Origin of the sequence: Microcoleus sp. B9-D4 (assembly GCF_036705105.1) — a bacterium.
GTDB lineage: Bacteria > Cyanobacteriota > Cyanobacteriia > Cyanobacteriales > Microcoleaceae > Microcoleus.
In genome coordinates this window covers 59,918-81,331 of record NZ_JAUBTS010000027.1, presented here as the reverse complement: position 1 = coordinate 81,331, position 21,414 = coordinate 59,918, and the positions used below count along the sequence as shown (strand labels likewise).

General features: G+C 44.2%; 9 protein-coding genes. 4 read left to right on the top strand and 5 right to left on the bottom strand.

Translation table 11 applies throughout. The features are described 5' to 3' along the window. Positions 1-388: 388 nt before the first annotated feature. The 4 genes from QUB24_RS17710 to QUB24_RS17695 all read left to right on the top strand — a co-directional run bounded on the left by QUB24_RS17710 (position 389) and on the right by QUB24_RS17695 (position 14,224). Positions 389-6,877 (top strand): PAS domain S-box protein, encoded by a 6,489-nt coding sequence (locus QUB24_RS17710; protein WP_333154495.1) that lies wholly within the window; start codon positions 389-391, stop codon positions 6,875-6,877. A gap of 251 nt (positions 6,878-7,128) precedes the next feature. Further along, on the top strand, positions 7,129-8,367 hold the full coding sequence (locus QUB24_RS17705) for a hybrid sensor histidine kinase/response regulator (RefSeq protein WP_333154494.1): 1,239 nt from the start codon (positions 7,129-7,131) through the stop codon (positions 8,365-8,367). A gap of 664 nt (positions 8,368-9,031) precedes the next feature. Then, a complete protein-coding gene (locus QUB24_RS17700) occupies positions 9,032-14,050 on the top strand; it encodes a PAS domain S-box protein (protein ID WP_333154493.1) in 5,019 nt (1,672 codons plus the stop codon). A 15-nt stretch (positions 14,051-14,065) separates the two neighbouring features. Then, on the top strand, positions 14,066-14,224 hold the full coding sequence (locus QUB24_RS17695) for a hypothetical protein (RefSeq protein WP_333154492.1): 159 nt from the start codon (positions 14,066-14,068) through the stop codon (positions 14,222-14,224). A 356-nt stretch (positions 14,225-14,580) separates the two neighbouring features. On the opposite strand, the gene QUB24_RS17690 is transcribed toward QUB24_RS17695, so the two are convergent. From QUB24_RS17690 to QUB24_RS17670, 5 genes are all read right to left on the bottom strand, one after another. After that, complete coding sequence (locus tag QUB24_RS17690; protein WP_333154491.1) at positions 14,581-16,242, bottom strand: diguanylate cyclase domain-containing protein; 1,662 nt, start codon at positions 16,240-16,242, stop codon at positions 14,581-14,583. Positions 16,243-16,370: 128 nt separating this feature from the next. Then, positions 16,371-16,823, bottom strand: a complete 453-nt coding sequence (locus QUB24_RS17685) for a response regulator (protein ID WP_333154490.1) — start codon at positions 16,821-16,823, stop codon at positions 16,371-16,373. Beyond that, positions 16,820-16,990: a hypothetical protein gene (locus tag QUB24_RS17680; RefSeq protein WP_333154489.1), complete on the bottom strand. Its 171-nt coding sequence runs from the start codon at positions 16,988-16,990 to the stop codon at positions 16,820-16,822. The genes QUB24_RS17685 and QUB24_RS17680 overlap by 4 nt, the downstream gene beginning before the upstream one ends. A gap of 535 nt (positions 16,991-17,525) precedes the next feature. Beyond that, complete coding sequence (locus QUB24_RS17675; RefSeq protein WP_333154488.1) at positions 17,526-19,433, bottom strand: PAS domain S-box protein; 1,908 nt, start codon at positions 19,431-19,433, stop codon at positions 17,526-17,528. Continuing rightward, positions 19,434-21,374 carry a response regulator gene (locus QUB24_RS17670; protein ID WP_333154487.1) on the bottom strand — a complete coding sequence of 647 codons (1,941 nt, stop codon included), beginning with the start codon at positions 21,372-21,374 and terminating at the stop codon, positions 19,434-19,436. Positions 21,375-21,414 lie beyond the last annotated feature (40 nt).

The following is a 21,414-nucleotide window of genomic DNA, read 5'->3' as shown; positions in this document are numbered from 1 at the left end:
AAAATTGGGTGACAGGGGCGATCGCAAAAAAAAAACACCCAGCAGCTTAGTTTCCTCCTGAAACCCAGCTTCTAAAAACCTTAAAAATTTTCCCTCTGATTGCGTTGACCTATTTAGAGCAAAAACACAGTCGCATAGATATTAGATATTGCACCATTTTCAATAACCCTTTTACGGGCGGGTTAAAATAGTGCAGCCCCAGAAAATTTACTCTTTGTGAAACGGCCCTAAAAGCCAGTTTTTGAGAATAGTCCAACCTATGACATAGAGTGCATTGTAATTCTTGAACCAAAGAGTTTTTAACTGGAAACGGCGGGATTTGTGGCTATACAATTCTTTATATGCTATAATAGTTGGCTAGACTGCCTTATGACAAAGAACAAGGTATATGATATCAGTTTTGAGCCCAGCCGCAAAGCGAAACGGCTTTAAAGTTCTTCTAGTCGAAGACAATCAAGCCGAAGCCGATCTGATCGAAGAATTATTATTAGAAACAAATGTCAGTAGAGCAGAACCCCAAAGGCTATCAGTAAGTTGTACAGACCGTCTCAGCAAAGCGCAGGAACTTTTGGTCAGCGAACATTTTGATGTGATTTTACTAGATCTTTCGCTGCCCGACAGCCAAGACTTAAGTACAATTGTCAAAATACAAGAATACAGCCTAAATACTCCGATTGTCGTATTGACCGGACGCAACGATGAAGAGCTTGCCGTGCAGTCAATCCAAGCCGGAGCTCAAGATTATCTAGTCAAGCGAAAAATCGACAGCGAAGTGTTAATTAGATCGCTTCGCTACGCAGTCGAGCGACAGCACAACCAAGAAGCTTTGCGAAAAAGCGAAGAAAAATATCGCTCGGTAGTCGAGAATTCTCTCGTCGGAATTGCCATTCTTGCTCCTCCGAGATCCCCCTCAGCACCAGAAAAATGCGAGTGGTTGGAAGTAAACGATGCTTTGTGTGATTTGCTGGGATACGATCGCCAAGATTTTTTGCACGACAATTGCCAGAGGTGGGTTTTTTCTGAAGACGTGCAGCCTAGTTTAGAGCAGTTAAATAGAATTTTGGCAGGGCAGAGTGAAGGCTATGTTTTAGACCAAAGGTGGCGCAGAAAAGATGGAAGAACCGTTTATACTAGAGTTTACCTTCGCTGTATTCGCGCCCTTGACGGCTCGATAGACCGCCTGATTAAAGTAGTCTTGGACGTGAGCGATCGCTACCGTTACGAAGCTCAATTAAAAGCATCAGAAGAGTTTTTAAATCACACGATAAATTCAACTCCTGATCCAATTTTTGTCAAAGATGATCAGCACAAATGGATCGTTGTAAACGATGCTTTTTGCAATTTGATAGGAAAAAGGCGATCGGAACTGATTGGCAAGTCAGGATACGATTTTTTACCCCCAGCACAAGCGGCTTTTTTTTGGCAACAAGACGAGCAAGTATTGCAAAGAAGTCTGGCTCAGCAAACAGAAGAAATTTTTACCGATGGCGACGGTCAAGAACGCATTATTTCTACTAAAAAAACAGTATTTAACAACGCCGATAATCGTCAAATGTTGGTGGGAACAATGCGAGATGTGACTGACTATAAACGCCAGCAAATTGCGTTGCAGGAAAGCGAAGCTCGATTTCAAATCATGACCGACAACGTGCCGGGAATGATTTATCAATATCGGCTTTATGTAGATGGTAAAACATCTTTTACTTACGTTTCTTCCGGCAGTTTGCAGCTCTACAATTTAAAACCAGAACAAATAGAAGAAAATGCCACTTTGGCTTTTGCAACAGTTCACCCAGACGACATCTCAGGCTTGCAGCGATCGATGGCAACTTCAGCGGCGACTCAGCAAGCTTGGCAACACCAGTGGCGGCAAGTTATGGGAGATCGAGTGAAATGGCTTCAAGGCGCGTCGAAGCCAGAAAAGCAAGCCAACGGCGATATAGTTTGGGACGGTTTGGTGATGGATGTTACCGAATTGAAACAAACCCAGCAAGACCGCGATCGATTTTTTAATCTCTCGCTGGATTTACTTTGCATTGCAGGTTTTGATGGCTATTTCAAACGCTTAAACCCTGCTTGGTCAAATGTATTAGGTTATAGCAGTGATGAAATGTTAGCCAAACCTTTGATAGAATTCGTGCATCCAGAAGACCTAGAAATTACTGTAGCGGAATTAGAAAAACTTAAAAAAAGCCACCCCGTTATTAGCTTAGAAAACCGCTATCTTTGCCAAGATGGTACTTATAAATGGCTGTCGTGGACAGCATCGCCGTTTGCAGAAGAAGGTTTGATTTATGCAGTTGCTCGCGACGTTACATTTAGCAAGCAAGCTGAAGCTGAATTGCGTAAGAGCGAAGCCACTAACCGCGCTCTTTTAAATGCGATACCAGATATGATATTTCGCTGTCGGGCAGACGGCACTTTTGTAGACTTCAAACCTGCCAAAGATTTCGAGAATATCTTACCACAAAAAGCACTAATTGGCAAAAAAGCACAAGACATATTGCCGGCTGCTTTTGCTGACAAAATCTTGTCGGGCAATCAACAAGCGATCGCCACCGGCGAGATTCAAGTTGTAGAATATCAAATGCCAGTTAATGATGAACTGTACGATTTTGAAGCGAGAATTGTCTTCTGCACAGAGGACGAAATTATCGCGATCGTCCGCGACATCACTAATCGTAAACGTTTTGAGTCAAAACTCCACAGGCAAGCAGCAGCAATGGCTGCTGCTTCCGAAGGTATCGCCATATTCAGTGCCGACAAAGAGGTGATTTATTGCAACGCAGCCATACTAAATATCTACGGTTACGACTCTCTCGAAGAAATCTTAGGTAAAAGTTGGAAAATATTCTACCAAGGTGCAGAACTGCAAAGGTTTGAGCAAGAATTCCTGGCGACTTTAGTGAAGAAAGGTTCTTACAGCACCGAAGCAGTAGGATGCCGTCGCGATCGCTCGGAAGTCCCTATAGATGTCTCGCTGACAATGCTGCCCGACGGGGAAATCATTTGCATTGTTCGCGATATTTCCCAAAGAAAAAAAACAGAAGCAGCACTGCGGGAAAGCCAGCGATTTATTCAACAAATTGCTGGGGCAAGTCCTAATATTTTGTATGTTTGCGACTTAATTGAAAAAAAAAATATCTATGCGAACGCTTCTATCTACCACATTCTTGGCTATACAGTAGAGGAGATTCAGGCAATGGGGCCGTGGATGATGTCAAGTTTAATCCACCCCAAAAATTTAATCAAAATGCCTGATTATTTACAGCAAGTCGAAACAGGCAGCGAAGGGGATATCTTTGAAATTGAATACCGAATTAGGCACAAGGATGGTTCTTGGCGCTGGATGGTTAGCCGAGATACTGTATTTGCGAAAACAGCAGACGGTAAGTTAAAACAAATTCTCGGCACGGCAACTGATATTACAGAAAGCAAGCAAGCAGAAGATGAAATCAAGCTGTTGCTGGCCGCAACTCAAGCTATTAGTCAGTCTGCTGATTTTCACAGCGCCCTCCCAGATATTTTGCGGTTGCTGTGCAATGCGATCGGCTGGAATTTTGCGGAAGCTTGGATACCGACTGCTAATGGTACTTTTTTGGAACACAGCGAAACTTGGTACGCTAGCGATCGCGATTTAGATAGATTCGGCCGCGAAAGTAAAAAAATTAGATTCGCAGCCGGAGTGGCAGTACCGGGACGGATTTGGTCAACCAGAAATGTAGAATGGATTGAAGATATTTCTCTAGCCAAAAATCATCTTTTTGCCCGATCGCAAATGGCGAAATCAGTCGGATTGAAAGGTTGTTTCGGAGTGCCAATTCACGCTAGCTCAGAGGTGCTGGCAGTTTTAGTATTCTGCAAGCGCGACCGCTCGATTATGGAACCGCGTATTGTAGAGTTGGTCAAGGCTGTAGCGACTCAGTTGGGCGATCATATTCAGCGCAAACAAGCCGAAGAAGAATTGCGTAAAAGTGAAGAACGCTGGCAGTTAGTTCTCAAAGGCAATCAAGACGGAATTTGGGATCTGAATCTTCAAACAAATGAAGCTTTTCGATCGGCCCGCTGGCAAGAAATTATCGGTTACGCAGAGGGCGAAATCGACAGCACCAACAGCGCATGGATCGAGCGCATCCATCCAGACGATCGCTCACGAGTGCAAGCAGCGATCCAAGGTTATCTCGATCGCCAAACCCCCAATTACGCCGCCGAATACCGCTTGCAGTGCAAAGACGGTAGCTATAAGTGGGTGCTCGCCCGCGCTCAAGCAGTGTGGGACGAAGCCGGAAACCCTCTGCGGATGGTGGGTTCGATGACGGATATTAGCGATCGCAAAGCAGCCGAATTAGCTTTACTGCAGGTCACTCAAGCCGTCGAAAGTACCAGCGATGCGATCGTGATCGCCGACTTGAAAGGGCGGTCTATTTACCACAATCAAGCCTTCATTCAGCGCTACGGCTACACGGTGGAAGAACTCAATGATATTGGCGATATGACCGCGCTTTATGTCCGGCATAAAAATTACAAACAAATCTATAAAAGCCTTCGCCAAGGTCGCTCTTGGTGTGGCGAAGTTGCGCTGCAAACTAAAAGCTACGAAGCAGTAACTGCTCTGGTGCGAGCCGACAGTATTCAAGATATTAATGGTAATTCCATCGGCTTAATTGGAGTAATTACCGACATCACAAAACGCAAAGAAGCTGAACTGATTTTGCGGCAGAAGTTAAAGCGCGAACAGTTGGCGGTAGCCATGCTGGAACGCATTAGGTCTTCTCTCAATCTGGAAGAAATTCTTACCAAAAGTGTCGAAGAAGTGCGACATTTTTTGCAAGTAGATCGCACTATTATTTACCAATTTAATCCGGATTGGAGCGGGTTTATCGCTGTTGAGTCGGTTGCCGAAAATGTCCGACCAATTGTAGGAATGGAAATTTATGACCCCTGTTTCGGGGCAGCCTACGTTCATCTTTACCAAGACGGTAGAGTTAGAGCTATAGAAGATGTTCACAATGCCGGCCTCGCCGACTGCCACTTGAGTTTGTTGACTCGGCTCGATGTGAGAGCGAATCTGGTAGTACCAATTTTGCAAGGCGAAAACTTGTGGGGGCTGTTAATTGCCCACCACTGCACGGGCCCGCGTCCCTGGCAGCAATTGGAGGGAGAGTGCCTAAAACAATTGGGGGTGCAGTTGGCGATCGCCATTCAGCAATCGGTGCTATTTGAACAAGCACAAACCGAAATTGCCGATCGCAAACTTGCAGAAGCCGCCCTGCAATTAGCTAAAGAAGCCGCCGAATCCGCCAACCGCGCTAAAAGCGACTTTCTCGCCAACATGAGCCACGAATTGCGGACGCCTTTGAACGGGATTTTGGGATACATTCAACTGCTAAAAGTCGATAAAAATTTTACCGCCGACCAACAGGAAAGTCTTAACAACATTCACCAGTGCGGCAACCACCTGTTGATGCTGATTAATGACGTTTTAGATCTCTCAAAAATCGAAGCTAGCAAAATGGAGCTGTCGCTGACAAACGTGCATTTTTCCAGTTTTGTGAAAAGTATTATTGATTTGTTCCACATGCGCTCTGCTCAAAAAGGAATTGCCTTTAATTACGATCAGGTTTCAGCGCTGCCAGACGCCATTTTGGCAGACGAAAAAAGGTTGCGTCAAGTTTTGATTAATTTGCTCAGCAATGCCGTTAAGTTTACGAACAGCGGCAGCGTTACATTCAAAGTCGGTTATGCAGAAGATTTCCCCGATAATTATCCTCAAACCAACTGCGAAAATTCTAGTTTGACAGCGGAGATTGCCACTAAAACAATTAATTTGACCGCGAATTTAGACGCGCAGCAAATGTCTAACCCGCCGCGTGGAACAACAGAAGCGCGCTCGGTGACAACAGACAATACTGGCCGTGCCCCTACCCCTAAAATTCGCTTTCAAATCGAAGATACCGGCATTGGCATTTCTCAGAATAAATTAGAAGAAATATTTTTGCCTTTTCATCAAGTCGGCGATCATAACAATTTCGTCGAAGGTACGGGACTGGGACTTTCCATCAGCCAAAAATTAGTCAAAATGATGGGCAGCCAAATTCGCGTCCAAAGTACCTCCGGCAAAGGCAGCATATTTTGGTTGGATCTAGACTTGCCAGCAGTCGCGCAGTGTTCGGAACTTCCCTCCCGACAAGAAAAAAGGCGGCTTGTAGGTTTTATCGGCCCCCAGCGGAAAGTGCTAATCGTGGACGATCACGAAGTAAATCGCGCCATGTTGCACAGGCTGCTTTTTCATTTAGGCTTTGAAATTGCAGAAGCTACAGACGGCGAAGACTGCTTGCACAAAGCACAGGAATTTCTACCGGATATAATTTTAATGGATTTGCTGATGCCCGTAATGAACGGTTGGGAAGCTACCAGGCGGCTGCGACAGTTGCCGGAATTAAAAGATACGGTTATCCTTGCTTTGTCCGCTAACGTTTACGAGACTACGAAGCAAGAGAGCATACTTGCAGGTTGCGATAATTTTCTCACCAAGCCGATTCAAACTAACGAGCTTTTAGAATTATTGCGCCTGCATTTGAGCCTAGAATGGGTTTACGAAGAAGGATCACAAACCAAAAAGCGGACAGATCAAACCGCAAAAGCATCTTCTGAGATTGCGGCTGCTGGCTCAACGATGGTGTCTCCGGCCTCAGAGTCTGTCTTGGCGTTGTTAAGATTGGCTGCAATGGGCGATATTGAAGCTATTCTGGAAGAAACTGCTAAACTCGAACATTCTGACCCGACATTAGTGCCTTTCGTTCATCACCTGCGCCAACTTGCTAAAGGATTTCAGCTCAAGCAAATTCGAGATTTTTTGAAGCAACATTTGTCCTAAAATTGACGGTAGCTAACAGACCACTCAAAATCAGTTAAATCTCGCGCCCTGGGTATCATTCTCAATCTGGGGTTCTGGCCTCCCGCGAAGCGACAACTTAATTCGCTTGGGCTGCCCGGACTCGCAGCCGGCTCCTCAAACGGTTATTGCAAATAGAAGCATCTAGGAAGCAACCGGGTTTCTAGAGCCGCCAAAAATTCATTGAATCCGATTTAACGTCACAACCCACAACTCAAAAATCAAAAATTTGAATGTTTCCATTGAATATGAACGATAAGAATTCCGAAAGAAGCATCATACTAATTGTCGATGACAACCAAACAAATCTTGACGTACTTTTCGAGTTGTTAAGGAATTACGGCTTTAAAGTATTAGTGGCTCTAGACGGCGAAAGTGCGATCGAGCAAATTGACTACATCCATCCAGACTTGATTCTTTTGGATATCATGATGCCAGGAATTGACGGTTTTGAAACTTGCCGACGTTTGAAAGCAGACCCGTCAACGCAAGATATTCCCATCATATTTATGAGCGCCCTTTCCGATACGCCTGATAAAGTAAAAGGCTTTCAGACAGGAGCCGTTGACTACATCACTAAGCCTTTCCAGCACGAAGAAGTTTTGAGCCGGATTCAAACCCACTTGACAATCCGCAGCTTGCAAAAAAAACTCGAAGAAAAAAACCTCGAGCTTGCCCACCTCAACCAAAACCTTGAAAGACTTGTTGAACAAAAAACCAAGCAATTAATAAACCAGGAAAAAACAGCCATCATCGGACGTTTGACTCAGGGCATGGTTCACAATCTCAAAAGTCCGCTGCAAGTGATCCAGACTAGCGTCGATTTGATTGAAACAAAAGCCACACAAATTCAAGAAGACTCTCTGTTTAATTATACTAAGTATATTTTTCAAGCTGTCACAAAAATTAATCAGATCATGGATACTCTGATGATGAAAAGCCGAAACGAGCAAAAGCAAGATTTGCACCCGGTGAATATCAACGATTTAGTGCAGCGAGAAATTCAGCTATTGGAAGGCAACCTGTATTTTAAAAATAAGATTAGAAAAAAATACTTTTATGACGAAGAAATTGCCAGCATTCCCTTAATTTATTCCTATCTTTCTCAAGTATTTTATAATTTAATCAATAATGCAATGGATGCTATGTGGGAAAAGAAAAGCAGAGAAATAACTATCGTGACTCGGCAAGACGACTCGAACATATACATGGATATTGCAGATACGGGATGCGGCATATCATCTGAAGATTTGTCAAAACTTTTTGACCCTTTTTACACATCAAAGCCACCTAAAGGCGAGGAAAAAACCGAAGGCGAACCGACAGGAACGGGTCTAGGACTTTATACTTGTATTGAACTTTTAAAACCTTTTAACGGTGAAATTGCTATTAGCAGCAATGTCGGTCAAGGCAGCGTGTTTACAGTTGTGCTGCCAAAACCGCAGAAAAATGGAGCGACTCAACAGAGTTAAATTGTGTCCGGTTAGACAACCGTAATTAAGTTTGTAATTAGGTTTGTAGCAAAAAATACAAGTCTTGGTTCCTCGCTCGAGAGAGGACTTGCATTGCTCAAAACAAACAGGCGCTAATTACGCGCAATTAACCGGACACAATCTCAGGCCGTATCTTGTAAATCAACGGTAATTCTCGTAGCTTAGTAGTAATACCATTTTAAAAAAATAATGCAACTTTAGGCAAGCTTTAAACGGCAATTTATAATCTAAAGTTTCAAAGGCTATCAGCAATGCAAATCCTGATTACTCCGCGCTCTTTTGACTTGCCTCTTGCTATTCCCCAGCCAAAGGTTGTAAATTAAAATAGAGTTGAGTTGCAATATGGGTAAGAGGATGATAGTTTTGGGCCACTAGGTTTGGGGCGAGGCGGAAAACTTGCAGCGAACAACTCAATTCTACAAATAAATCTGCGGGGTTTGCAAGCACACAGCGCACTCTAAAGGCTGCGCTTCAAGTTCCCCAATCATGAGCTAGGTAGCTGCATCCGCTGCTGAGATTTTATAATTACTAAAAAATAGCAAAAGGATACCAGTAAAAAAAATGCCACTGTACGCAAGAACCAAACCGCGATAGTCATCAGTCATTCCAAATCTCCAATCTCAAATCTAAAATATAAAATGGTATGACATCTGTTTTTGAGTCCACTTTAACGCCTGGTTTAAAAATTCTTTTAGTAGAAGACTGTGCAGAAGATGCAGAACTCATTCAAGAACTGCTGTCTGAGGGCCAACTAGGACAATCAATTGATGTCACCAATGTAGTCCGCCTCCGGGAAGCGATAGAAATTTTAAGCGACAAAATTTTTGATGTAATTTTATTAGATCTTTCACTTCCTGACAGCCCAAAATTTAATACTTTTTTCCGACTTCAAGATTGCGGTATAAATATTCCGATCGTCATTCTGACAGCCGCCGATGACGAAGAACTGGCTGTGGAGTTAATTGCCGCTGGGGCCCAAGATTATCTGGTGAAAAGACAGGTAGACAGTCGGCTGCTGGTGCGGACGCTTAGGTGCGCGATCGCCCGCCAGAAACGGCAAGCAGAATGGCAAAAAAGTCAAGAAAAATACCAGCAGGTTGTTGGCAATATCAAAGAAGTCGTTTTTGAAACAAATACTGCTGGCAATTGGACTTTTCTCAATCCGGCTTGGACGGAAATTACCGGATTTACCGTTGATGAAAGCTTAGGAACTTCCTGTTTGAGTTACATTCATTCTGAGGATCAATACCAATATTTAAATTCGTTTAGAGGTCAGAGACCAAATCAACAAGCCTCCTGTTGTTACCAAAGTCGATATATTACCAAAAATGGCGAAATTCGGTGGGTAGAAGTGCAAGAATTTTTTATTTTGGGCGGGAACGGCGAGGCGCAGGGGACGACAGGAACTATCAATGATATTACAGATAAAATTTTAGCACTTTCCGAACTCGAAGCTAGTAAAAAGTTTTTGAATTATACAATCGATGCAGTTGCAGACCCACTTTTTGTCAAGGATGAACAGCACCGCTGGATACTGTTAAATGATGCTTTTTGCAAGCTGATCGGGAAGCAGCGCGAGGAACTGCTGGGCAAATCGGATTATGACTTTTTCCCAAAACAAGAAGCTGAAATTTTTTGGCATACTGACCAACAAGTGTTTAGGACGGGGAAAGAAAACGAGAGTGAGGAAATATTTACGGACGCCAACGGTACAAAGCACATTCTGTCTACTAAAAAAACTGTCTTTGAAAATACCGACGGCAGTAAAATGCTCGTGGGGATAATTCGAGATATCACTGAGGATAGGCGCAAACAATTAGCGCAGCAAGAAAGCGAAGCTAGACTTCGGCAACTTGCTGCCAATTTACCGGGAATAATTTATCAATTTCGTCTCTCAACCGACGGCCAAAAAAGTTTTCCTTATATTTCTTCGGGCAGCAACTATTTATTTGAATTGGAACCAGAAAATATTCAGCAAAATCCTCAACTACTTTTTAATTTTATTCATCCCGACGACCGTCAAAAATTTGAAGAATCTATTGCTGTTTCTGCCGCCAATATGCAGCCCTGGCAGCAGGAATGGCGCGCGATTGTACCGTCGGGAAAAGTTAAGTGGATGCAAGGGGTTTCGAGACCGGAACGAGTTGATTGTCCGACGGAAATAGGGCAGGAGGGGGATATAGTTTGGGAAGGCATGGTGCTGGATATTACTGATTTAAAACAGGCCGAAGCAGCTTTGCGGGAGAGCGAAGCCAGATTTCGATCGCTCGTTGAGAATATCCCAGGCGCTATCTGCCGCAGCTTGTACGATGCTAAGTGGACGATGGTATTTATTAGCGATGAAATTGAGGTAATTAGTGGGTATCCTGCTGGGGATTTTATTCGCAATAACGGCTTGAGTTTTGCGACCATTGTTCACGAGGCAGACAAGGAAATGGTCGATCGACAAATCAGCGCAGCAGTAGAGTCGAAACAGCCGTACAATCTAGAATACCGGATTGTTCGCGATGATGGGGCGGTGCGGTGGATGTCGGAAAGAGGTAGGCCAACTTACAATCTAGAAGGGCTGGTTTTGTGGCTCGACAGAGCGATTTTTGACATTACCGATCGCAAACAAGCCGAACTGACTCTGTGCCTGGTAACTCAAGCTGTAGACAGCGCTAGTGATGCGATCGCGATCGCCGATTTGGATGGTTATTCCGTTTATCACAATCAAGCATTTATTCAGCGCTACGGCTATACAGTTGAAGAACTAAATAATGCCGGCGGCCCAGCAGTAATGTACCCCAAATCTCAAGATTTGAGAAAGTTATTTAGGGTACTGCGGAAAGGTTTTTCCTGGGAAAGTGAAATTGAAATAAAGAGTAAAAACGGCCATATTATAGAAACTTTCTTGCGAGCAAACTGCATTAAAGATAGCGCTAGTCAACCGATAGGAATGATAGCCATCATTGCCGACCTCACAGAAATAAAACGCACCGAATCGGCATTAAAACTCAGTCAAGAGCGATTGCAGTTGGCGGTTTCAGGCAGCTCTTTGGGGCTGTGGGATTGGAATATAGCTACTGGCGAAACTTATTTCGATTTTTATTGGAAATCAATGCTAGGCTATGCAGAAACCGAAATTGAAAATAACCTCAAAAGTTGGGAAAGTTTGGTGCATCCCGAAGACCGAGTGAAGGTAATGGAATGTTTAAATGCCTATGTGGAAGGTGAGACTGATATTTATGAATTTGAATTTCGGATGCTCAACAAAGCGGGCAATTGGCAGTGGATTCTGGCGATGGGCAAGGTAGTCGAGTACGACGAATGGGGTGCGCCGTTGCGGATAACAGGCACTCACAAAGATATTAGTGCCCGCGTGGCAGCAGAAGCCGAAAAAACTCAGTTGATCGCATCTTTGCAACAACTTGCCGAACAGTTGCAAGCAGCGCAAAAAATAGCCCGCATCGGCAATTGGGAATTCGATAGGGAGGCCGGAGTTATTACTTGGTCGGAAGAACTGTTTCGAGTTTACGGCCGAGAAGTGAATCGGCCACCGACAATGGAAGAACTTTTAGAGCAAATTCATCCCGATGACAAAGAAAGGTTTTCACAAGTTGTGCAAAACGCAGTGACTGAAGGGACAGCTTACGATATCGACCACCGCATCTATTTTCCATCAGGAGAAATCAGGCACGTTAACGCTAAAGGACAATCTGTTAAAAATGAGTTGGGTCAGGTGGTGCGGCTGTTTGGCACGGCAATGGACATTAGCCATCGCAAAAAAGCAGAAATTGCTTTACAAGAAAGCGAACAGCGATTTCGCGCTGTATTTGAACAAGCGGCGATTGGCATTGTTAAAGTGTGGCGCGACGGTCAATTTTTGAACGCAAATCAAGGGTTTTGCAATATTGTCGGCTACTCAGAATTAGAGCTAAAATCGCGAAATGTTGGGGATATTTCTCACCCACAAGATGTAGCTGCAGATGTCGAGTCGCGGGACAGACTGTTAGCTGGGGAAATTTTTAATTATTCTATTGAGAAACGCTTTATTCGCAAAGACGGTTCATTTGTTTGGACTAATATGACTGTATCTTTAGTGCGGGATGGGTTTGGGGAACCTAGCTATGTAATTGCTGTGATTGAAGATATTAGCACTCGCAAACTTGCCGAGGCTATCTTGCGGCAGCAATTAAAGCGAGAACGCTTGGTGGTAAAAATGCTGGAACGCATTCGCTCTTCTCTCAATTTAGAAGAAATTTTGACAAAAACTGTTGCTGAAGTACGGCAATTTTTACAGACAGATCGGACAGTAATTTATCAGTTTAATCCCGATTGGAGCGGTTTTGTAAATGTCGAGTCAGTGGGCAAAAATTGGCAGGCTATTCAGGGGATAATTATTGACGATTCCTGCTTTGAAGACCGCTATGCTTCTGCTTATGAACACGGTCGTACTGTAGCTGTGGATGATATTTACCAAGCTGATCTTTCCGAGTGCTACATTAATTTATTAAGTCAATTTCAGGTGCGAGCTAATTTGGTAGTGCCAGTTTTGCAAGGTGAGAAGTTGTGGGGCTTATTGATTGCCCACGAGTGCGCGGGCCCCCGCCACTGGCTGGAAATTGAGGTCGAGTGTCTCAAACAAATTAGCGTGCAGTTAGCGATCGCGATCCAGCAATCAATGCTGTTTGAGCAAGCACAAAGTGAAATTGCCGATCGCAAACAAGCCGAGTCAGCTTTGCAGGAATCGGAAGCGCGAGAACGTTCCAAAGCGCTAGAGTTAGAAGCAGCTATTAACAAGCTCCGAACGACTCAAGCTCAGCTCGTTCAAAATGAAAAAATGGTGAGTTTGGGTCAGTTAGTTGCTGGTGTTGCTCACGAAATTAATAACCCTGTTAGCTTTATTCACGGAAATATCAATCCGGCTCGCAATTACACTTTAGATTTGCTGGAATTGATTAAACTTTACCAGCATTACTTTCCTAATCCTCCAGTTAAAGTCTTGGAGAAAATTGATGAAATAGACTTGGATTATATTGCTGAGGATTTCCCGAAATTGTTTAATTCGATGCAAGTAGGAACCGAGCGAATTGTCGAGATTGTGAAATCGTTGCGTAATTTTTCCCGATTGGACGAGTCCGCTGGGAAGTCGGTTAACATTCACGAGGGAATTGATAGCACTTTGATGATTTTGCAAAATCGGTTAAAATCTCACAGCAGTCATGGAGAAATTAAGATAGTTAAAGATTACAAACTATTGCCACAAATTGAATGTTTTCCTGGCGAGTTGAATCAGGTATTTATGAATATTTTAATTAATGCGATCGATGCTTTGGAAGAACGGGACAAGCTGCGTTCGATCGAGGAGTGCGATCGACATCCCAGCACGATCGCTATTCGCAGTTATCAGGCGGCTGCCGGCTTCGTAGCGGTATCGATTGCCGACAACGGGGGGGGGATACCAGAGTCAGTGCGATCGAGGCTGTTTGACCCGTTTTTCACGACTAAACCTGTGGGCAAGGGTACGGGTTTGGGACTGTCGATTTCTCACTCGATTATAGTCGATCGCCACGGCGGCCGATTGAGCTGTATTTCGACACCGGGAGAGGGAGCGGAGTTTTTGATTGAAATTCCAGTGCGGCCGAATTTAACAACTACAAATTCAAATTTGGGGCAATAAATTAGCAATTGGTAATTGGAAATTAGGAAGTGGAAATGGTTACTATCTCACATCTTGCACCATTCTCAAGGACAGGCTTTTCGGCCTGTTCCACAAGAAAATTTACTCTTTGTGGAACAGGCCGAAAAGCCTGTTCCTAAACAAGTAATTGAGAATGGTGCAACATCTCAGTAATATCAAATACCGTAACATCGGAATTATACCCTGCAAGCGAGCATTATCCTTGCTCCGGGTCACTCGATCGCATCGCGCTGGCAGTGCACTCAGAAAATTATTATTCTGATGCAAAGGTCAACAATACAGGGCTGTTTCATTCTCCGTAGGGGCCGCGCCCCCGTGCCGGCCCTCTTGGTCTGATCAGCCGATCGAATCGTCTAGGTCGGGGGTAGGCACGGGGAGTAGGGGTCGCACTACCCCTACAAAATTCATGTTTTTGGTGAGAATGAAACAGCCCTGGTCAACAATATGAGTTATGAGTCGTGAGTTAAAAATCAAACACGATATTACAAATTACCAATTACCTTCAACTTTTACATAAAAATCGGGGAAGATTCCGAGTTAGTGCTGGCGTGACAAATGCGATTTTTACCTTCGGTTTTGGCTTGAAAAAGGGCGCTGTCAGCGCTGCGAATTAGGGCATTGGGAGATTCCTGGGCAGAAGGAATCGCTGTCGCAATGCCGCAACTGAGGGTAACGTAGGGGCCGATCGACGATCGCGCGTGGGGCAGTTTCAAGCTGGCGATGCCGTCGCAAATTTTCCGGGCGACAGCGTTTGCCCCTTGGGCGCTGGTGTTGGGCAGCACTAGGCCAAATTCTTCGCCACCGTAGCGGGCAGTCAAATCCCCAGGCCGGTTGGTGGCGCTGGCTATCGCCCCGGCAACTTGGCGCAAACAATCGTCCCCGCCGAGGTGTCCATAAAACTCGTTGTAAAGTTTAAAAAAGTCGATGTCAAACATAATTAAAGACAGCGGCAGTTCCTCTCTTGCCAATCTCCGCCACTCTAATCTCAAAATGCGATCGAACTGGCGGCGATTGGCAATGCCAGTCAGTCCGTCAGTAGTTGCCAGTTGCTGCAATTTTTGATTGGCTATTGCTAGCTTGCGGTAAAGTTGAGATTGTTCGATCGCGATCGCCACTTGATTTGCCAAGTGCTGTAAAAAATCTATTTCCCACTGCTGCCATTCCCGGACACCGCTGCAATTGTATGCTGTCAGCATTCCCCACAAACTATTGCCATTTTCTGCGATCGAATCCGGCAAATTTTTACTGTGCGCCTGCGGTTTGCCACTCGCGTGGTGCCAGATATAATTTTCCGCTGCATCTTGATTGTTCTCGACTTCCCAAACACTGGCTTCTTGTGTTTCTTTTGCCGTTTCCCAATCGCCTGATTGCCAAATTGGTACGCTGATAACTGCTGCAATTTCACAATCTGTCAACAATTCTTTGCAACTGCCAGCCAAGGGGGCAGTGTTGACATCTGCTATTGCTTGTACCGACTGGGATTCGACTAAAACAAAGCATGACACCGCCAAAGCAGCACTAATATTTTGGTTTTCAATATAACCTTCTGGCAAACCGTCACCGGCGACGATCGCACCTTTTTGCTCTTCCCCGTCCAATTGAGACACCCAATCCTGACAGCGATAAATTAAAACGCGGTCTGTTTGGAGAAATTGGCGCACTTCTGCGACGGTACTTTGGAGAATGCTTGCCGGATCTATTGACGATCGAATATGTTCGATCATTTTGCCCAACAGCCGCTCTCGCAGAGCCTGCTGCCGCAATTGTTCTTCGATTTGCTGGCGTTCGATCGCGTAATGGATTGCCCGCACCAGCAGAGTTCGGTGAAATCTTCCCTTTACCAAACAATCTTGAGCGCCCCAGCGCAATACCAACCGGGCAATATTTTCATCGTTGATATCTGTCAGCACCACAATTGGCAATGTGGGCCATCGCCCTTTCAAAACTGCGATCGCCTCCCTTCCCCTCAAGCTGTCTGACAGTGACAAATCTAATAGTACGGCGTCAAACTTGTCTACTTCCAGACGCCCAACTCCTATCTCCAGAGACTTAACAGTTTGGAGAAGAAATAGAGACTCGCTGAATGACCCTAGAAGGTCTTCGATCATTGTCGGATCTCCGAGGTCATCCTCAACCAACAAAATTTTCAGACATTGGTTACGTGTTAACACAACTATAGCGTTCGGAGCGAGTCGAAGGCAACTTTTTTGTTTTGAAAGCGATACTTGCGATCGGCAAATATTTCTGCTTATCAAATTCACTATACACTCAAACTAGGCATTTAGCGCTCCCTTAATGCTTACATATCCGGCGGGAGTGAAACGATTTCAAACCAATACTCACATAAAGTCTTCATTACTTCAAGCAAGCCTTCAAAAGTGACTGGTTTGGATATGAAAGAATTGGCTCCCAAGCGGTAGCAAAGCAAGATATCTCCTCTGCGGTGGGAAGTTGTGAGCATTACAACTGGAATTTGTTGCAAATGGGGGTCAGATCTGATCGAACTTAGTGTTTCTCGTCCGTCCAGCCTCGGCATATTCAGATCCAAAAGTATCAAGTCTGGCTGATGCCAATTGCTGCTACCAAGATATTGACCGCGACGGTACAAGTAGTCTAGCACTTGTTCTCCATTTTCCACAAATTCGCTCGTAATTGCTAATCGAACTTCTTTCAGTGCTTCCTTAACCAAAAAGCGCGTGTCCTCGTCATCGTTTGCTATTAAAAGAGTAAATTTTTTCTTTTTATTATTCACGGCTTTGCCTCACTACGAACGTCTTTTGTGAGGTTGTGGGACTTTGAGCCGTGTCTGAGTACCTGCAAAGCATCTCTTGCCATCATCCGGTAAATCTGGCTGAGAACACTGAAATTGTGTTGCAGTAATTTACCGTTTTTCTCCATTTGCAAAGGTTTGCGAATCATGCTTGTTTCACTTGGCAGTCTGTCCGAGAACCTGCAAACTGCAAACACATCACAAATCCTTCTCCGCGAACTACTAGGGAAACTACTGCATCCCAAAGCAAGATGCTCTGGATACAGTTGAAAAAAATTAACAAGTCTTGCACGCACCGCTGATTTATAAGTTGTATAAGGATAGAGCTAATAGATTTATATTGATAGATTTTTAGCTCGATGTCATCAGTGAATATGCTACACTTTATAAGCCTTTTTGTAAAGAAAAGATAAAGATATTTAAAGCTTAAGTAAAGGACGGGTGACAATCAAGTAATTGGGTGACAAGCCCCCGGATTCATCCGTGGATCGAGAAAAAAGCTCCGAATCCTCATCACAAGCCCCCGGATTTATCAGTGGAGTCGCTTTCTTCAATTCTAAAATCTAAAATCTAAAACCTCAAATATAAAATCTACAATCTAAAATCTAAAACCTAAAATCTGCAATCTAAAACCTAAAATCTAAAATCTAAAATCTAAAATCTAAAATCTAAAATCGATTGACTTCACTTTGGTATAGGAATAGAAAAATAAAAAGTCGAGCCTCGATTGGGTTCTGATTCTACCCACAGGCTGCCACCATGCCGATCGACAATTCTTTGACAAATAGCTAAACCGATACCAGTTCCCGAATACTGTTTTTGGGTGTGCAAGCGCTGAAAAATCTGAAAAATTCGCGGATGGTACTGTGAGGCAATCCCAATACCGTTATCCTGCACTGAAAAAACCCAGCTATCCCCCTGATGCGAAGCGTCCACCTGCACCACCGGCGTCTCACTGCTGCGGTACTTAATAGCGTTACCAATTAAATTTTGAAACAGTTGCAGCAGTTGAAAACAGTCACCTTTTACCCTTGGCAAATTCCCCCTAGTAACTGAAGCTTGATTCTCGCGGATGGCCAAATGCAAATTAGCACAAGCATCCTCAAAAACCCGATTGCAATCTATCATCTCAAAAGGTTTCTGGCTGCGACCTACCCGCGAATACTCCAGCAAGTCATCAATCAGCGCCTGCATCCGCTCGCAAGAATTAACAATATGGCGGATAAATTTATTCCCTTGGGCATCAAGTTGGTTGGGAAAGCGTTTTTCTAATAGTTGAGCGTAGCCGGCAATCGTGCTCAAAGGCGCTTGCAAATCGTGAGAAGCCACGTAAGCAAACTGTTCTAGTTCGGCATTAGAACGAGTTAATTCTTGAGCGTACCGGGTTTGAGTGTCTAAACTCTCTTGCAGCAGTTCTTGTACCAGCTTGCGTTCGGAAATATCCTCGATCGCACAAATCAAATACTGCAGCGTCCCCTTGACATCGCGCATTGCCGAAACAGTAACATTGGCCCAGCGCACGGCCTCATCTTTGCATAGCAAACGCTTTTCCACCGAAAAAGTTTGAATCTTCCCGGATAACAGCGATCGCAGGTATTCTCTGTCCGCTTCTCTGTCCTCTGGGTGAGTAATTGCCTCCCAATTTTGCTGTAACAATTCAGATTGTGCATAGCGGACAATTTGACAAAAGCCAGGATTTACCCGCATAAATTTACCACAAAGTGCGGTTTTAGCTATGCCGACCGCAGCTTGCTCGAATATCGCGCGGAAGCGTTCTTCGCTGTCTCGTAGGGCAATTTCTGCTCGTTTACGCTCGGTAATGTTACGAAATATTACTGCCAGACCATCGTTTAATTTGACCGCCACAATGTGCAGCCAAACAATTGTATCTCCCTCCTGTTCATAATAAAATTCTTGGTCTACAGTTTCTCCTGTTTCTACTACAGAAACATACAAATCAAATAACCTGTTATTGCTAACTTGGGAAACTTTGGCTAACAAATTCTTGCCAACTATCTCATTTAATAGCAGACCATAAAATTTTTCAGCAGCAGGGTTAATCAACAGCCACTGGAAATCTACAATATTTCCCTCACTGTTGCGGACCGCAGAATAAGCCACCACACAGTCTAAGGAACTATTTAATATGCTAGCCAGCAGCGACTGCGACTGTTGCAGTTGATAATTTTGTTCTTTTAATTGCTGTTGCAGCTTTTGCAAGCGGACTTGCTTGTCGATGCGCGCTAAAACTTCTTCTACTTGAAAGGGTTTAGTAATATAGTCAGCGCCTCCTACTCGAAAAGCTTGTAATTTATCGTTCATTTCATCTAATACGCTTAAAAAAATTACCGGAATTTGTTCAGTTTCCGGTGTCGCTTTCAGTCTCCGACAAACTTCATAACCGTTCATTTCCGGCATTCTAATGTCGAGCAAAATTAAATCCGGGCAATGGGCGATCGCAACATTCAACGCCAGTTGACCGGAAATAGCTCGGTAAACTTGATACCCCTGGGATGTTAGCAGTTTGGATAAGAACCGCAGATTGCTCGGTTGGTCATCAACCACCAATACTTTAATTTCGCTATTATCCATTTATTTTAAACTCGATTGAGTTAAATCCATTATCTTGTCGAGTCGGTAATCGGCAAGCAAATCTTTTAAAGCCTCAGCTAAAGTTGGATGACTTTCCCAAATGCGATCGACAAGTTGAATCGCCAGCTCTTCATTAACATCATTAGCTGCGTCATAGAGCTCCTGCACCCAGCTTTGAGGCATCTGAGCCAGCAGCCCTCCGAAAAATGAATCGGGTTTTTCGTTCACACAATAACGCCGTAAAGCCCCGACAGGGAGCCGGGGCAACTCTTGATAAAGATAGCGCACTCCCAAGTAGCAAGCCATCTTATCAAAAAGGATTTGTTCTTGAAAAGGTTTCCGCACAAAATCGTCGCAACCTGCGGCGAGAATTTCGCCTTTTTTTTCCTCAAAAGTGCTAGCAGTCAGAGCAATAATTATAGTTCGCCACTGAGTTTGTTTCTCTTTCGCTCTAATTTGTCGGACTGCTTCAAAACCGTCCATTACCGGCATTCGCGTATCCAGCAAAATTAAATGAGGCTGCCAACTTTCCCAAAGTTCAACCGCTTGGTAGCCATTTTCCGCTTCTCGGACTTCAAAACCAATTGGTTGCAACATTTTAACCAGCAGCAGCCGATTTTCTTGATTGTCGTCAACTGCTAAAATCCGATAAACCGGTTGATCTGCTTCTAGTCCGATCGCCCGCTGCAATGTCGCCACGGTTATTTCAGACGAAATAGCCGCAAATACTCGGATATTAAATTTAAAACTGGTTCCCTCACCTAAAACACTTTTTACCCAAATATCCCCGCCCATTATCTGCACGTATTTTTTAGTAATTGTCAAACCCAATCCCGTACCATCACCCGCTTTTCTCCCCGCTTGTGTTTGCACGAAAGCATCAAATAAAGTATCAATTTCTGCTGTTGCTATGCCAATTCCCGTGTCTTCAACTTCAAACAAAATTAACAAGGGTTCGACCGAGGTAGAGTTAGGATGACTTTCCGATTCGGCCGGCTGCTTCTGGTTACTTTCCACGCTCACCCGCAGCCAAATACTGCCCCCGTCGTGAGTAAATTTCATGGCATTTCCCAGCAGGTTAATTAAGCAGACGCGCAGCTTTTTTTCGTCACTTTTTATATATTGGGGAACATTAGCCTCGACGGAAAATTTCAGTTGCAAATTCTTAGTTTCAGCTTTGATTTGAAACATTTCCTCGATAGAATCGAGGAGTTGATAAAGGTCAAAGCTGCGTTCATCTAAGCCAATTATCCCGGCTTCTATTTTCGACAAGTCTAAAACATCATTAATTAGTTCCAGCAAATGTTGACCGCTGCTGTTAATAATTCGGAGATTTTCGAGATTTTCGTGGCTGAGCAAAGAGTCGCGGCTCATGACTTGGGTAAAACCCAGGATGGCGTTCAGGGGAGTCCGCAATTCGTGGCTCATGTTGGCAACGAATTGACTTTTTGCGAGCGATGCAGCGGCCGCTGCTTCTTCGGCTTTTTTGCGTTCTATTATTTCTTCTTGCAGTTCTTTATTGCGAGCGAGCAATTGTTTTTTCAGTCTCTGGATAGTCAGTTGGTGTTCGATTCGCGCTAAAACTTCTGCTACATGAAACGGTTTTGTGACATAATCAACCCCTCCCACTTGAAATGCGGTTAGTTTGTCCAATACTTCATCTAAAGCGCTGATAAAAATAACCGGAATTTCGGATGTCTTCGGATCTTCCTTGAGCTGTGTGCAGACTTCGTAGCCGTCCATTTCTGGCATTTTGATGTCGAGCAAAATCAAATCGGGAGAACCAGAGCGCGCCGCTCTGATTGCCATTTTGCCGTTAATTACGCCGCGGACTTTGTAGCCCCGATCGCACAGCGTTGCTGATAAAACTTGCAAATTTTCTGGAGTATCGTCAACAATTAATATGTTGCCTTTATTTTCTTCTATTTGATTGTTGGTCATCGCTGGCTATTTTTTGTTAATTTAAGAATTATTGAAATTA